The following is a 14,391-nucleotide window of genomic DNA, read 5'->3' as shown; positions in this document are numbered from 1 at the left end:
GCGGGCCCGCCTCATTCCCCGCCGCGGAGGATGGAGTTGCCCTGGTGGGACGTGTCGGGTGAAGGGGGGTCGAGACGGAGGCGGCCGCTGAGGCCGTAGAAGGCGACGGGGTTGCGCCACAGCACCCGGTCGACGTCGTCGTCGGAGAATCCGGCGGCGAGCATGGCGTCGCCGACCTTGCGGGTCTTGAGCGGATCGCTCTTGCCCCAGTCGGCGGCCGAGTTCACGAGGACACGCTCGAGCCCGTGGTCCTTGAGGACGGCGACCATGCGGTCCTCGTCCATCTTCGTGTCGGGGTAGATGGAGAAGCCGAGCCAGGCGCCGCTGTCGGCGGCCTCCTTGACGGTGGTCTCGTTGAGGTGGTCGAGGAGGACGCGGTCGGGTGCGAGTGCGGACTCGCGGACGACGTCGAGTGTGCGGCGCAGGCCGGCGAGCTTGTCGCGGTGGGGGGTGTGGACGAGGGCGGGCAGGCCGTGGTCGGCGGCGAGCTGGAGCTGGGCGGCCAGGGCGGTGTCCTCGGCCGGGGTCATGGAGTCGTAGCCGATCTCGCCGACGGCGACGACGTTGTCCTTGACGAGGTAGCGGGGCAGGACATCGAGGACGGGGGTGCAGCGGGGGTCGTTGGCCTCTTTGGGGTTGAGGGCCAGGGTGCAGTGGTGGGCGATGCCGTACTGGGCGGCGCGGAAGGGTTCCCAGCCGAGGAGGGAGTCGAAGTAGTCGAGGAAGGAGGCTGGTGAGGTGCGCGGCTGGCCGAGCCAGAAGGAGGGCTCGACCACGGCACGTACTCCGGCGTCGTACATCGCCCGGTAGTCGTCGGTGGTGCGCGAGGACATGTGGATGTGGGGGTCGAAGATGCGCATCAGGACTCCTCCGTGGGGGCGGTGAGGGCGAGGACGCGATGGAGGTCGGCGGGGACGGGGCGGTCGGCGGCGGTGCGTTCGGCGGCGTAGTCGGTGAGCATCCGGGCGAGTTCGCGGTCGCCGCGCGCCCGGTGGGACAGGTCGGCGACGACATCGACGGGAACGCCGGTGAAGAGGCACTTCAGGACGGCATGGCGCCAGGGGTGCGGGGCGAGATGGGAGGCGGCGTAGGGGCCGAGGGCGGCGGCGAACAGGGTGGTGTCGTTGGTACGCAGTGCGTCCTCGACGAGAGGCAGGGCCTCCGGCCCGGTGACGAGTGAGGGGAGGGCGAGGAGCACGGCACGCCGTTCGGCGGTGGAGCCCTGGTGGTAGAGGCGGGTGAGGGCGGCCGTGTCGGCGTGGGCCGCTTCGAGGAGGAGGACGCGTGCGGCGTCGGCGTGCTCGGGGCCGCAGTGTCGGCCGGCGGACGCGAAGCGCAGCTCCCAGAGGGCGGTGTGGGCCGCAGCGGCGGTGAGTGCCTCGTCGAGCCAGGCGCGGGCGGAGTCGGTCAACATGCCGGGGCCTCCCGTGGGGTGGGCTGGTCGCGCAGGAACGAGAGGGAGGAGCGGGCGAGTTCGGGGCCGGCGTGGGAGTGGCGGGGCAGTTCGACGACGGTCAGGCCCGGGTAGCCGGCGGCGGTGAGCTCGGCGAGGGCCGTGAGGACGGGCGGGAAGTCGATCTCTCCGTCACCGAACGGCAGGTGTTCGTGGACGCCGCGCCGCATGTCCTCGATCTGGATGTGGTGCAGCCACGGGGCCGCGGCACGGACGCAGTCGGCCGGGGACGCCGACTCCAGGCATTGGCAGTGGCCGATGTCAAGGGTGAGACCGAGGAGGCGGGGGTCCGGATCGCCGAGGAGACCGCGCAGGGTGTGGAAGTCGTCGAGGGTGGCGAGGAGGTGACCGGGTTCGGGTTCGACGGCGAGCGGGACGCCGGAGGAGTCCGCTGCTTCGAGGACGGGGCCGAGGGACGAGGCGAGACGCTTCCAGGCGGTCGGCTCGGGGGTGGCCGCGGGGGTGACGCCGCTGAAGCAGTGGACGGCGTGGGCGCCGAGGTCGGTGGCGACACGGACGGCGCGGAGGAGGAGGTCGGTGCGGGCGGCGCGGGCGTCGCGGTCCGGGTCGAGGAGGGAGGGGCCGTGCTTGCGGCGGGGGTCGAGGACGTAGCGGGCGCCGGTCTCGACGGTGACCCCGAGGCCGAGTGATCCGAGGCGCCGGGCCAGGCGGGCGGTCCGGGCGGGAAGGTCGGGCGCCAGGGGGTCCAGGTGCATGTGGTCGAGGGTGAGACCGACGCCGTCGTAGCCGAGGTCTGCGAGGAGGGCGAGGGCGTCGTCGAGGCGGAGGTCGGTGAGGCCGTTCGTGCCGTAGCCGAGGCGCAGTCCGGGAGGTTGGTGGGTCATGTGGGGCTCACCTTCCGGGTAAGGGCGCGGGCGAGCGGAGCGAGGCAGAGGAGCGCGAGAGCGGTGCGGGGCGCGCCGGCCCGGGCGGCGAGGGTGGCCTGGAGGGGGATCACGGCACGGATGCCGGCGCCGACGGAGCGCTGGGTGAGCGGAGGTGACGGGTTGAGGGCCGCGTGAAGGAGCGGGGTGGCCGGGGTGTGGGCGTAGGCGGCGGCCAGCACGGCGGTCATGAGGGGGTGGGCCTTGGCGGTGCGGGTGGCTTCGGCAGCCAGTGCCAGGGTCGTGGTGAGGGCCAGCAACGGGCTGCGTGTCGAGCCTCCCTGCGCCTCATGGCGGGAGACCGTGGTGACCGCGTAGATGTGCGCGCTCAGGAGCGCAGCCGAGCGCAGCGCCTCCCTCGGGGGGCGGCGGGAGGGGCGGAGGGGAGGGTGGGGGGAGGGGGAGGGCCCCCCGGTGGTGGTCGCGACCGTGCCGAGGAGGAGGTCCAGCGCGCGTGCCCCCGCCATCGCCGCAGGCCCCGCCGGGGTGTGCTTGAGGTGGAGGTCGTAGGCCCAGACGGTGGCGGCGAGGGCGGTGGCGACCGTGAGCGCCGGGCGGCCCGCGCGGGCGGCGAGGCCGAGGCCGGCGGCGGTCAGGGCGGCCGAGGCGGTCAGGGCGGCGCGGGGGGTGATGCGGCCGGAGGGGATCGGGCGGTGGGGGCGGTCGACGGCGTCCTCGGCTCGGTCGGCCCAGTCGTTGAGGGCCATGCCCGCCTCGTACAGGCAGAGGGAGGAACCGATGGCCAGCAGAGTGGACCGGTTCGGTCGCAGGCCCGTGGCGGCCGCGCCCGCGAGGGCGTCTCCGGGCACGGTGAACAGTGCGGAGACGCGCAGCAGTTCCGCCCAGGAGGCGAGGTGTCCGCTCATCGGGTCTCCCCCAGGCGGGAGCCGAAGGCCAGGAGCCGGGCGTACTGCTCCGACAGCGCGGCGGGAGCCTCGCCCTCCGGGTCCTTGAAGTAGAAGGCCAGGTCCTCCAGGGGCCCCGACAGGCCTCTCTCATGGGCGCGGGCCGTCAGCCGGGCCAGGTCGAGCACGAGCGGGGCGGCGAGGGCGGAGTCGCAGCCCTGCCAGGTGGTCTGGAGGGTCATGCGGGAGCCGAGGAAGCCGTCGAAGGCGATGTGGTCCCAGGCGGTCTTCCACTCCCCCAGGGCCGGGACGTCGTCGATGTGGACTTCGCCTTCCGGGGCTCGGCCGAGGATGTCGGCGAGCACTCGTTCCTTGCCCGCGTTCTTGGCCGCCGCAGCGGCCGGGTCGGCGAGGGCGGCACCGTCGCCGCCGCCGAGGAGGTTGGTGCCGGACCAGGCCCGTACGGTCAGGGCGCGTTGGAGGAACATCGGGGCGAGGACGGAGCGCAGGAGCGTCTGGCCGGTCTTGCCGTCGCGTCCCGCGTGGGGAAGGCCGCTCGCCTCGACGGTGTCGGTGAGGGCGGGGTGGCGCAGTCCGGTGGAGGGAGTGAAGTTGATGTAGGGGCAGCCGGCGCGGAGTGCGGCGGCGGCGTAGAGGGAGCTTGGCGGGAGCCCGGCGCCCCCCGGCGCCGGCTCCGTCGAGGCCACATTGACGACGATGACTCGATCCAATGCGAGCCGCTGGCGGAAGTCTGTCATGTCTGCGGCGAAGGAGGTGATGAGTTCCTGCTCGTCGCGGGTGTCGCCGGGCGCGGGTCCGCCGGGGCGGATCTCCGTGTCGGCGGCGGTGAGTTCGGCTGCGACGGCGGTGGCGAGGCCGTGCGGGAGGACGCCGGCGGCGGTGAGTGCCTCGGCGCGTTTGGGGAGCGGACACGCCGCCGTGTCGTGTCCGCCGAAGACGAGGGAGGCGAGCGGCGGGAGGCCCGCCGTGGTGAAGGCGTCGGTCTCGGTCACCATGCCGGTCGGTGGGTGCAGGCCGGCCGTGGTCGCGGCGCAGCCGGCGACCGCCGTGGTGGCCACGGAGCCTCTCGCTCCGATGAACCAGACTCCCGTGCGCGTTCCGGCTCCGTGTGTTCCGGCTCCCGTGTGTGTTGCTGGGGTCACGACCCTGCCTCCCTGGACGGTGGTGGAGACGGCGGGCGGGGGGTACGGCGCCTCCCCGCCCGCCGCCGGCTGTGGTGGGGGCTCTACGGGGTGAGCTCCCTGAGCTGGATGTTGCGGAAGGACACCTGGTCGTCGGCCCCGTGGTTCTGGATGCCGATGTGGCCGTCCTTCAGGCTGCGGGCCGGGTCGGTGTTGGTGAAGTCGTTGATCTTCACTCCGTTGAGGAACACCTGGAGCCGCTCGCCCTGCACGCGGATCTCGTAGTTGTTCCACTGGCCGGGCGGCCGGAGCACGGCGTCGCGTGCCTTGAGGTTGGCGGACTTGAAGCCGTAGACGGCTCCGGTTGTCCGGTCGGCGGCGTCGGTCGCGTCGATCTGGATCTCGTAGCCCTTGTTGACGGCTGACCAGGGGTCGTCGGAGGCGGGGAAGCCCACGAAGATTCCGGAGTTGTCGTCACCGGCCGTCTTCCAGTCGAGCTTGAGGGAGTAGGAGGAGAGCTCCTTGGCCTGATACCAGAGCATTCCCATGCCGCCGACGGAGCGCAGTTCGCCGTCGACGACGTCGAAGCTGCCGGGTCCGGCCTGCTTCCAGCCTTCGCGGGTCTCTCCGTTGAAGAGGTCGCGGTAGCCGGTCTGGGGCCGGCAGTCGGCGGTGACCTGGCCGGCGGCGTAGCGCAGTCCGCCGAGGAGGTGCTGGCGGAAGGCGGACTCGGTGTAGGACTCCTTGGTGTGGCCTCCGCCGGTGTAGAAGGAGCGGCCGCCGCCGTAGGACTTGCACCAGGCGATGGGGTGGTCGCCCTTCATGGTGCCGCCCTGGTAGGTGGTTTCGTCGAGGGTGGCGAGGATGCGGGCCTGGCCGCGCGGGTTGGTGCGGTAGTTGTACCACTCGTCGGTGCGCTGCCAGGGGCCGTCGAGGTGTGTGGTGGCGGGGTGGTCGTGGTCCTCGACGCGGACGGTGGCGGGCTGGATCTGCGGGTGCGAGGCGAAGTGGGCGCCGACGAGTCCGCCGTAGAACTCCCAGTCGTACTCGGTGTCTGCGGCCGCGTGGATGCCCATGTAGCCGCCGCCGGTGGAGACGTAGTTCTCGAAGGCGGTCTGCTGTTCGGCGTTGAGGACGTCGCCGGTGGTGGAGAGGAAGACGACGGCGTCGTAGCGGGCGAGGTTGTTGGTGGTGAACTGGCGGGGTTCCTCGGTGGCGTCGACGGTGATGTTGCTGCCTGCGCCGAGTTCCTTGAGTGCGGTGATGCCGGTGGCGATGGAGTCGTGTCGGAAGCCGGCGGTGCGGGAGAAGACGAGGACGCGCTTGGCGGTCCGGTCCACGGGGCTGTTCGAGAGGGTGAAGTCGTCGACGTCGTAGAGGGCGCCGGCGCCGCCCTTGAAAACGAGGAAGAGTTCGGTGGTCTTGCGGGGGACGCTCCGCAGGGGTACGTCGATGTCCTGGAAGGTCTCCCAGCCGCCGGTGACGGGGACGGGCGCGGAGCCGAGGAGGGTGCCGGTGGGTGATCCGGTGCGGACTTCGAGGAAGCCGCCGGCGCCGCCGGAGGAGACGCGGGCGGTGAGCTTGGTGGATCCGCTCAGGTTGTAGGGCTTGAAGGAGATCCAGTCGCCGTCGTTGATGTCGCCGACGGTCCGTCCGCCGTTCGCGGGGGCCTTGTCGATGACGGCGACGCCGTTCTGGGCGTCGAAGTGCTCGGCCTGGCGGTGGCGGGGCTGGAGCTTGGCCTGGTCGTGGGTGGTGAGGGCGGCTTGTCCGCCGCCTCCGCCGTCGGTGTATTCGGCGTCGAAGACGGCGAAGATGTTGGCGTCGTCGTCATGGCCGCCGTCTGCGGAGGTCTTGATGGTGCCGGTGCAGCCGTTGGCGGAGGTGATGGGGTGGCCGTGGCTGTCGTGGCCGAGGATGTAGGTGACCTTGACCTTGGTGCAGTCGATGGTGCCGTCCTCGGGGTCGGTGACGGTCACCTTGAAGGGGATTTCGTCGCCGAAGCCGAAGAGGGCGCCTTCCGAGGGGAGTTCGAGGGTCACCTTGGGTGCGGTGTTGCCGACGACGACGTGGACGGATGCGGAGCCGGTGCGGCCGCTCGCGTCCTTCGCGGTCACGGTCGCCGTGTAGGTGCCGTTCTTGCGGTAGGTGTAGGTGGGGTTGGCGGCGGTCGAGGTGCCGCCGTCGCCGAAGTTCCAGCTGTAGGTGAGGGTGTCTCCGTCGGTGTCGGTGGTGCCGGCGGAGGAGAAGGTGACCTTGAGGGGCGCCTTGCCGGAGGTCTTGTCGACGCTTGCCTCGGCGACGGGGGAGCGTCCGCCGGTGGCGTTCTCGATGCGGTAGAGGCCGGAGTTGTGGTCGCCGCCGAACCAGGCGGTGCCGTAGTCGAGGACGTACAGCGCGCCGTCCGGGCCGAAGGCCATGTCCATGACCTGGGTGCCGGTCCAGGGTACGGAGTTGATGGTCTGGACGGCGCCGTCGGTGCCTTGTTCGATGCGCTTGATCCAGCGGCGGCCGAACTCGCCGGCGAAGAAGTCCCCGTCGTACGACTCGGGGAACTTCACCGGGGAGGTGGAGGCGGCGTCGTAGCGGTAGACGGGTCCGCCCATCGGTGATTCGGATCCGGTGCCGAACTCGGGGACGGAGCCGCCGTTGTAGGGGATCCAGGCGGGTTCGGCGGGCGGGAGGTCGACGAGGCCGGTGTTGTAGGGCGAGTCGTTCTTGGGCGCGGCGCAGTCGAAGGTCGCGCCGGAGATCTTGGTGGCGAAGTCGTAGTCGATGTAGGCGTCGTTCTTGCCGGTGCAGAAGGGCCAGCCGAAGTTGCCGGGCCTGGTGATGCGGGCGAACTCGACTTGGCCGGCGGGGCCGCGTGTGGGGTCGGCGGCGCCGGCGTCGGGGCCGTAGTCGCCGACGTACAGTACGCCCGTCGCCTTGTCGACGCTGAAGCGGAAGGGGTTGCGGAAGCCCATCGCGTAGATCTCGGGGCGGGTCTTGTCGGTGCCGGGTGCGAAGAGGTTGCCGTCGGGGACGGTGTAGGAGCCGTCGTCGGCGACCTTGATGCGCAGGATCTTGCCGCGGAGGTCGTTGGTGTTGCCGGATGTCCGTCGGGCGTCGAACGCGGGGTTGCGGCCGGGGCGTTCGTCGATGGGGGTGAAGCCGTCGGAGGCGAAGGGGTTGGAGTCGTCGCCGGTCGACAGGTAGAGGTTGCCCTGGGCGTCGAAGTCGATGTCGCCGCCGACGTGGCAGCAGATGCCGCGGGTGGCGGGGATGTCGATGACCTTCTTCTCGCTGGCGTTGTCGAGTGTGCCGTCGGCCTTCAGCGTGAAGCGGGAGAGTCGGTTGACGCCGTCGTACTTGGCGAAGTCGGCGGCGGTGCCGTTCTCGGGGGCGTCTCCGGCGGGGGTGTCGAGGGGTGGGGCGTAGTAGAGGTAGATGGCCTTGTTCCGGGCGAAGTCGGGGTCGAGCCCGATGCCTTGGAGGCCTTCCTCGTCGTGGGAGTAGACGGGGATGGTGCCGATGACCTCGGTGTTGCCGGCGGCGTCGGTGCGGCGCAGCTCGCCGCCTCGCGAGGTGTGCAGGACGCTGCGGTCGGGGAGTACGGCGAGCGACATGGGTTCGCCGACCTCTTCGCCCCCCTTGGCGAGGGTGACCTGCTGGAATTCCTCCGCTGCGGCGGTGGTGCCGGCGGGGTCGTCCGCTTCGGCGGCGAGGACCTGGGGGGTGCCGAGGGCGAGCAGTCCGACGGTCAGTAGGGCGAGTGACTTTCTGGTTCGGAGTCGTTTTCTGTGCACGGGGTGTCCTCCGGAGTAGGGCCGGGTGTGCGGGTTGTCCGGGGACCGGCGTGCGCCGTCACGCTGGTCGCGTATTCCACAGTTACGTCATGTACACATCAGCCACACAGAGGGACCGTAGCGGGGTTCGTCCACGCCCGAAAGCCCTTGTGCGCCGGTGCTGTCGAACTTTCAACCGCGAGAGGACAAAGCCGCTCGCGGGCAGGGCGGACCGGCCCGGTGGCGTTGCCGCCACCAGGCGCCGACCTGCGTGCATGAAGCCCAGAGGGCTACCGATCGCCGCCGAACGCGGCGTCGAAGGACGCCGAAGGCGGGTCGAAGTCGAACCGCTTCAGATGGGAGAGCGCTTCCGGAGCTCCGGTGAGCCGGTCCATCCCTGCGTCCTCCCACTCCACCGAGACGGGCCCGGCGTAGCCGATCGAGCGGAGCATCCGGAACACGTCCTCCCAGGGCACGTCGCCGTGCCCGGCCGAGACGAAGTCCCAGCCGCGGCGGGGGTCGCCCCAGGGAAGGTGCGAGCCGAGCCGCCCGTTGCGGCCGTCGAGGCGCTTGCGGGCCTCCTTGCAGTCCACGTGGTAGATCCGGTCGCGGAAGTCCCACAGGAAGCCGACCGGGTCCAGGTCCTGCCAGACGAAGTGGCTCGGGTCGAAGTTGAGCCCGAAGGCCGGCCGGTGGTCCACCGCCTCCAGGGCGCGCTGGGTGGTCCAGTAGTCGTACGCGATCTCGCTCGGATGGACCTCGTGGGCGAAGCGCACGCCCTCGGCGTCGAAGACGTCGAGGATCGGGTTCCAGCGCTCCGCGAAGTCCTGGAAGCCGCGCTCGACCATCCGTTCCGGCACCGGCGGGAACATCGCCACCAGATGCCAGATCGACGAGCCGGTGAAGCCGATGACGGTGTCGACGCCCAGGGCCCCGGCGGCCCGTGCTGTGTCGGCCAGTTCGCGCGCCGCCCGCTGCCGTACGCCTTCGGGCTCGCCGTCGCCCCAGATCCGGGCCGGCACGATCGCCTGATGGCGTTCGTCGATCGGATGGTCGCAGACGGCCTGGCCTACCAGATGGTTGGAGATCGCCCAGCACTTCAGGCCGTACTTCTCCAGGAGGGCGCGGCGGCCGTCGACGTACGACGGATCGGCGAGGGCCTTGTCGACCTCGAAGTGGTCGCCCCAGCAGGCGAGTTCAAGGCCGTCGTAGCCGAAGTCACGGGCGAGCCGGCAGACCTCCTCCAGCGGCAGATCGGCCCACTGGCCGGTGAAGAGGGTGAAGGGACGGGTCACGATCACGGCCTCCTAGAGCTGTACGGGGGTGTAGACGGCGTTCTTCTCGGCGCTCTCCTCCACCGCGGCGAGGACCCGCTGCACCTGGAGCCCGTCGGCGAAGGACGGCGCGGGGCCGGCTCCGGTCGCGACGGCGTCCACCAGGTCGCGGGCCTGGTGGACGAAGGTGTGCTCGTAGCCGAGCGCGTGACCGGGTGGCCACCAGCCCTCCAGGTACGGGTGGTCCGGCTCGGTCACGAGGATGCGGCGGAATCCGGCGGAGGCGGCCGGCTCGGTGTGGTCGTGGAAGGAGAGTTCGTTGAGCCGCTCCAGGTCGAAGGCGAGCGAGCCCTTCTCTCCGTTGATCTCCAGCCGCAGGGCGTTCTTGCGGCCGGCGGCCATCCGGGTCGCCTCGAAGGAGGCGAGCGCCCCGGAGGCGAGCCGCCCGGTGAACAGCGCCGCGTCGTCCACCGTCACCGTCCCGTACGCCGCGCCCGCGGGAGCCCCGGCGAGCCCGGCCGACACTCCGGCGAGCAGCGGCCGCTCCCTGACGAAGGTCTCGGTGAGCGCCGACACCCCGACCAGGAGCTCCCCCGCGAGGTACTGGGCGAGGTCGACGGCGTGCGCGCCGAGGTCCCCGAGGGCTCCCGATCCCGCGTGCTCGCGCTCGAGGCGCCAGGTCAGCGGGAAGCCCGGGTCGACGAGCCAGTCCTGCAGATAGGTGACCCGTACGTGCCGGAGCGCGCCGAGCCTGTCCTCGGCGACGAGCCGGCGGGCGTACGCGATCGCCGGGACTCGCCGGTAGTTGAAGCCGACCATGGCGACCTGGCCGCGGGCGGCCGCCGCCGTGGCGGCGGCGACCATGGCCTCGGCCTCGGCGACCGAGTTGGCGAGCGGCTTCTCGCACAGGACGTGCTTGCCGGCCTCCAGCGCGGCAACGGCGATCTCCGCATGGCTGTCGCCCGGGGTGCAGACGTCCACGAGCTGGACGTCGTCGCGGGCGACGAGGGCGCGCCAGTCGGTCTCCGTCGCCGCCCAGCCGTGCTGCGCGGCGGCGGCCCGGACGGCGGTCGCGTCACGGCCGGCGACGGCGGCGAGGACCGGCCGCATCGGCAGGTCGAAGACGCGTCCCGCGGTGCGCCACCCCTGGGAGTGGGCGGCGCCCATGAACGCGTACCCGACCATGCCGATGCCGAGTGTCGGCGGCGTGGCCTCGCCGGCCTCGCTGTCCCTCTGTTCCATACGGATTCCTCCTCGTCGGTTGCGCGGTGGGGGCGGCCGGAGGCCGGTCAGCTGAAGCCGGTGGGCAGGTACTCGTCGACGTTCTCCTTGGTCACGACGGCCGAGTAGAGGGTGATGGAGGCCGGGATCTCCAGCTCGGCCATGCCGCCGACGCCCTTCTTCTGGCCGAGGGCGCGAGCCAGGTCGATGGCGGAGGCGGCCATGGTCGGCGGGTAGAGGACGGTGGCCTTGAGGACGCTGTCGTCGGCCTTGATGGCGTCCATGGCGGACTTGGCGCCGGCGCCGCCGACCATCAGGAAGTCCTTGCGGCCGGCCTGGGCGATGGCCCGCAGCGCGCCCACGCCCTGGTCGTCGTCGTGGTTCCACAGGGCGTCGAACTTCGGCTGTGCCTGGAGGAGTTGGGCCATCTTGGCCTGGCCGGACTCGACGGTGAAGTCGGCGGCCTGACGGGCCACCTTGCGGATGTTGGGGTAGTTCTTCAGGGCGTCGTCGAAGCCCTGGGTGCGCTGCTTGGTCAGCTCCAGGTTGTCCATGCCGGCGAGTTCGATGACCGTGGCGTTCGGCTTGCCCTTGAGCTGCTCGCCGATGTAGCGGCCGGCGTTGAGGCCCATGCCGTAGTTGTCGCCGCCGATCCAGCAGCGGTAGGCCTGCGGGGAGGCGAAGATGCGGTCCAGGTTGATGACGGGGATGCCGGCCTTCATCGCCTGGAGGCCGACCTGGGTGAGCGCCTTGCCGTCGGCCGGCAGGATGACCAGGACGTCGACCTTCTTGTTGATGAGGGTCTGGATCTGGCCGATCTGGATGGCGGTGTCGTTGGAGCCCTCGGTGATCTCCAGCGTGACCTCGGAGTACTTCTTCGCGCGCTCCTTGGCGTTCTGGTTGATGGCGTTGAGCCAGCCGTGGTCGGCCTGCGGGCCGGCGAAACCGATGGTGACGGGGGTGCCGGGCTTGTCGTCGGCGGCGGGTACGTTGCTCGCGGCCGGGGCTGTGTTTTCTGCGTTCCTGGGCTCGTTGCTGGTGCAGGCGGTGAGCAGCGCTCCGGCGGAGACGGCCGCGGTGCCGAACAGCAGTCCTCTGCGGCTGGTTTCTGGCATGGCGATGGATCCCTTCGGGGGTGAGGGAGATACAGGGGCGTTGCGGGGGTAGGGGGTCAGGCCTCGCCGTGGCGGGCTGTGCGGCGCTGGACCAGGACGGCGGCGACGATGATCGCGCCCTTGGCGATCTGCTGGACGTCGCTCTGCAGATTGTTGAGCGCGAAGATGTTGGTGATCGTGGTGAAGACCAGGACGCCGAGGACGGAGCCGACGATGGTGCCGCGGCCGCCGGAGAGCAGGGTTCCGCCGATGATCGCGGCGGCGATGGCGTCGAGTTCGTACAGGTTGCCGTTGGTGTTCTGGCCGGAGCCGGACAGGATGATCAGCAGGAAGGCCGCGATGCCGCAGCACAGGCCGGAGAGCAGATAGAGGTAGAGGCGCTGTCGGCGTACGTCGATGCCGGCGAGGCGGGCGGCTTCCGCGTTGCCGCCGACGGCGACGGTGCGGCGGCCGAAGGTGGTCCGGTTGAGGATCAGCCAGCCCACGACGGTGACGGCCGCGAAGACGAGGACGAGCGGCGGGATGCCCAGGATGTAGGCGTCGGGGATGCCGAGGTCGAGGACGGACTCGACGGTGACGATCTGGGTCCGGCCGTCGGTGATCTGGAGGGCGAGTCCGCGGGCCGAGGCGAGCATGGCGAGGGTCGCGATGAACGGCACCATCCCGCCGTACGCGATGAGCAGCCCGTTCACCAGTCCGCAGCCGAGGCCGACGACGACGGCCGTGAAGAGGATGCCGGCGAAGCCGTACTCCTGGGTGGCGAGCGTCGTGGCCCAGACGGAGGCGAGGGCGACGATCGCGCCGACGGACAGGTCGATGCCGCCGCTGGTGATGACGAAGGTCATGCCGACGGTGACGACCCCGATGACGGAGGCCTGGGTGAGGACGAGCTGCAGGTTGGAGGTGGCGAGGAACTCGTCGGGCTTGGTGAAGCCGCCGACCGCGATCAGGACGGCGAGCACCCCGAGCAGGGAGAGGTTGCGGACATCGGCCTTCAGCCCGAGCGAGCGCCAACCACCCCCTTGCACAGGCGCCTTGGTGCTCTTGGCGGTGGACAGCGTCATGACGTGGGGCTCCCTTCCATCACGAGGTCGAGTACGCGGTGTTCGTCGAGCTCACGGGCGGGTGCCGTGTGGACGACACGGCCCTCCTTGAGCACCAGGACACGGTCGGCGAGGCCCAGGACCTCGGGCACCTCGCTCGACACGAGAAGGACGGCGAGGCCGTCGTCGGCGAGGCGGCGGATGACGGCGTAGAGCTCGGCGCGGGCTCCGACGTCGACGCCCCGGGTCGGCTCGTCGAGCAGCAGGACACGACAGCCGCGCAGCAGCCACCGTGCGAGGACGGCCTTCTGCTGGTTTCCGCCGGAGAGGGTACGGATCCGGGCGTCGGGGTTGTCGGGTCGCAGCGAGAGCTCCCGGGTGGCCGTGCGGGCGGCTTCGCGTTCGGCGTCACGGTCGATCCAGCCGGCGCGCGAGAAGCGGGCGAGCGTGGAGACCGACACGTTGCGGGTGACGGACTCCAGCATCAGCAGCCCCTGGGCCTTGCGCTCCTCGGGAGCGAGGCCGAGGCCGGCACGGACGGCGTCGCGGACGCTGCCGGGGCGCAGGGTGCGGCCGTCGACGACGACCCGTCCGGCGGTGGCCTTCCGGGCACCGTAGATCGTCTCCAGGATCTCGGAACGGCCCGATCCCACGAGTCCGGCGAGGCCGACGATCTCGCCCGGCCGCAGTTCGAGGTCGACGGGGTCGAACTCGCCTTCCCTGGCGAGCCCGTGGACCTGGAGGACGGGTGCGGCGGCCGGGGGTTCGGCGGGGCGGGGCGGGAAGACGTACTCGACATTCCGACCGGTCATCATGGCAACGATGTCTCGGGTGGGCGTGGAGGCCGCGGGCAGCCCACCGGCCACGGCACGGCCGTCCTTGAGGACGGTGACCCGGTCGCCGATGCGGCGGATCTCCTCCAGGCGGTGGGAGATGTAGACGACCGCGACGCCCGCCGCCGTGAGGTCGGCGACGATACGGAACAGGTTGTCGACCTCGTCGGGGTCGAGCGCGGCCGACGGCTCGTCCATCACGATGAGGCGGACGTCGTGGGAGAGGGCGCGGGCCATCGAGACGATTTGCTGCTGGGCGGCGGAGAGGCCGCCGACGAGGCGGGCCGGGTCGATCTCGGGGTGGCCGAGCCGTTTGAGAAGCGCGGCCGTGGCCGTCCTGGCTGCGCGGCCACGGACGACGAAGCCGGCGGTGGTGGGTTCGTGGCCGAGGTGGACGTTCTCGGCGACGGACAGCCCTTCGACGAGGTCGAGTTCCTGGTAGATGGTGGCGATGCCGAGCCGCATGGCGGCGATCGGGGAGCGGAGCTGGACGGGTGCGCCGCACCAGGTGATCCGGCCGCCGTCGGGCTGGTGGGCACCGGCGAGGACCTTGATGAGAGTGGATTTGCCGGCGCCGTTCTGGCCGAGGAGGCAGTGGACCTCGCCGGGCGCGACCTCGAGGTCGACGCCGTCGAGGGCGCGGACGCCGGGGAACGACTTGGTGATGGCGGACATGGTGAGCAGGGGTGTTTCAAGGCGTGCCGACGGTGGCGATGGCATGGGTGATCCCCTCGGCGGGTGCGGGTGGCGCCTGAGCGAGTGGGTGCTGAGGTGGTTCCGGCGGGATGGGGGCCGGTGGATGGCGTGTGCCCAC

11 protein-coding genes are annotated in these 14,391 nt (G+C 71.3%); all 11 read right to left on the bottom strand.

Annotation, left to right across the window (positions count from 1 at the left end):
• Positions 1-11: 11 nt before the first annotated feature.
• Positions 12-860: a TatD family hydrolase gene (locus ACZ561_RS12860; protein ID WP_470993310.1), complete on the bottom strand. Its 849-nt coding sequence runs from the start codon at positions 858-860 to the stop codon at positions 12-14.
• A complete protein-coding gene (locus ACZ561_RS12855) occupies positions 860-1,414 on the bottom strand; it encodes an EboA domain-containing protein (protein ID WP_470993308.1) in 555 nt (184 codons plus the stop codon). The genes ACZ561_RS12860 and ACZ561_RS12855 overlap by 1 nt, the downstream gene beginning before the upstream one ends.
• On the bottom strand, positions 1,408-2,298 hold the full coding sequence (locus ACZ561_RS12850; RefSeq protein WP_470993305.1) for a sugar phosphate isomerase/epimerase family protein: 891 nt from the start codon (positions 2,296-2,298) through the stop codon (positions 1,408-1,410). Before ACZ561_RS12850 ends, ACZ561_RS12855 begins: the two co-directional genes overlap by 7 nt.
• A complete protein-coding gene (locus ACZ561_RS12845; protein WP_470993303.1) occupies positions 2,295-3,203 on the bottom strand; it encodes an SCO3242 family prenyltransferase in 909 nt (302 codons plus the stop codon). The genes ACZ561_RS12850 and ACZ561_RS12845 overlap by 4 nt, the downstream gene beginning before the upstream one ends.
• Positions 3,200-4,345 (bottom strand): inositol-3-phosphate synthase, encoded by a 1,146-nt coding sequence (locus tag ACZ561_RS12840; protein WP_470993301.1) that lies wholly within the window; start codon positions 4,343-4,345, stop codon positions 3,200-3,202. Before ACZ561_RS12840 ends, ACZ561_RS12845 begins: the two co-directional genes overlap by 4 nt.
• Before the next feature lie 83 nt (positions 4,346-4,428).
• Positions 4,429-8,112, bottom strand: coding sequence for a ThuA domain-containing protein (locus ACZ561_RS12835; RefSeq protein WP_470993298.1), 3,684 nt, complete (start codon positions 8,110-8,112; stop codon positions 4,429-4,431).
• Positions 8,113-8,381: 269 nt separating this feature from the next.
• On the bottom strand, positions 8,382-9,386 hold the full coding sequence (locus ACZ561_RS12830; RefSeq protein ID WP_470993295.1) for a sugar phosphate isomerase/epimerase family protein: 1,005 nt from the start codon (positions 9,384-9,386) through the stop codon (positions 8,382-8,384).
• A gap of 12 nt (positions 9,387-9,398) precedes the next feature.
• The gene (locus ACZ561_RS12825; protein WP_470993292.1) at positions 9,399-10,607 is read right to left on the bottom strand and encodes a Gfo/Idh/MocA family protein; all 1,209 of its coding nucleotides are present in this window, start codon (positions 10,605-10,607) and stop codon (positions 9,399-9,401) included.
• A gap of 47 nt (positions 10,608-10,654) precedes the next feature.
• On the bottom strand, positions 10,655-11,701 hold the full coding sequence (locus ACZ561_RS12820) for a substrate-binding domain-containing protein (RefSeq protein ID WP_470993290.1): 1,047 nt from the start codon (positions 11,699-11,701) through the stop codon (positions 10,655-10,657).
• A gap of 56 nt (positions 11,702-11,757) precedes the next feature.
• Positions 11,758-12,765: an ABC transporter permease gene (locus tag ACZ561_RS12815; protein WP_470993287.1), complete on the bottom strand. Its 1,008-nt coding sequence runs from the start codon at positions 12,763-12,765 to the stop codon at positions 11,758-11,760.
• A complete protein-coding gene (locus ACZ561_RS12810) occupies positions 12,762-14,297 on the bottom strand; it encodes a sugar ABC transporter ATP-binding protein (RefSeq protein WP_470993284.1) in 1,536 nt (511 codons plus the stop codon). The genes ACZ561_RS12815 and ACZ561_RS12810 overlap by 4 nt, the downstream gene beginning before the upstream one ends.
• Between the last annotated feature and the right edge of the window lie 94 nt (positions 14,298-14,391).

The sequence above is a fragment of the Streptomyces sp. NPDC039609 genome, from assembly GCF_055596705.1.
This window is presented reverse-complemented; position numbering and strand designations above follow the sequence as displayed.

Bases quoted from the DNA above. Each gene is read 5' to 3' on its own strand.
- ACZ561_RS12860 (WP_470993310.1), bottom strand. From the start codon at position 860: ATGCGCATCTTCGACCCCCACATCCACATGTCCTCGCGCACCACCGAC.
- ACZ561_RS12855 (WP_470993308.1), bottom strand. From the start codon at position 1,414: ATGTTGACCGACTCCGCCCGCGCCTGGCTCGACGAGGCACTCACCGCC.
- ACZ561_RS12850 (WP_470993305.1), bottom strand. From the start codon at position 2,298: ATGACCCACCAACCTCCCGGACTGCGCCTCGGCTACGGCACGAACGGC.
- ACZ561_RS12845 (WP_470993303.1), bottom strand. From the start codon at position 3,203: ATGAGCGGACACCTCGCCTCCTGGGCGGAACTGCTGCGCGTCTCCGCA.
- ACZ561_RS12825 (WP_470993292.1), bottom strand. From the start codon at position 10,607: ATGGAACAGAGGGACAGCGAGGCCGGCGAGGCCACGCCGCCGACACTC.
- ACZ561_RS12820 (WP_470993290.1), bottom strand. From the start codon at position 11,701: ATGCCAGAAACCAGCCGCAGAGGACTGCTGTTCGGCACCGCGGCCGTC.
- ACZ561_RS12815 (WP_470993287.1), bottom strand. From the start codon at position 12,765: ATGACGCTGTCCACCGCCAAGAGCACCAAGGCGCCTGTGCAAGGGGGT.
- ACZ561_RS12810 (WP_470993284.1), bottom strand. From the start codon at position 14,297: ATGCCATCGCCACCGTCGGCACGCCTTGAAACACCCCTGCTCACCATG.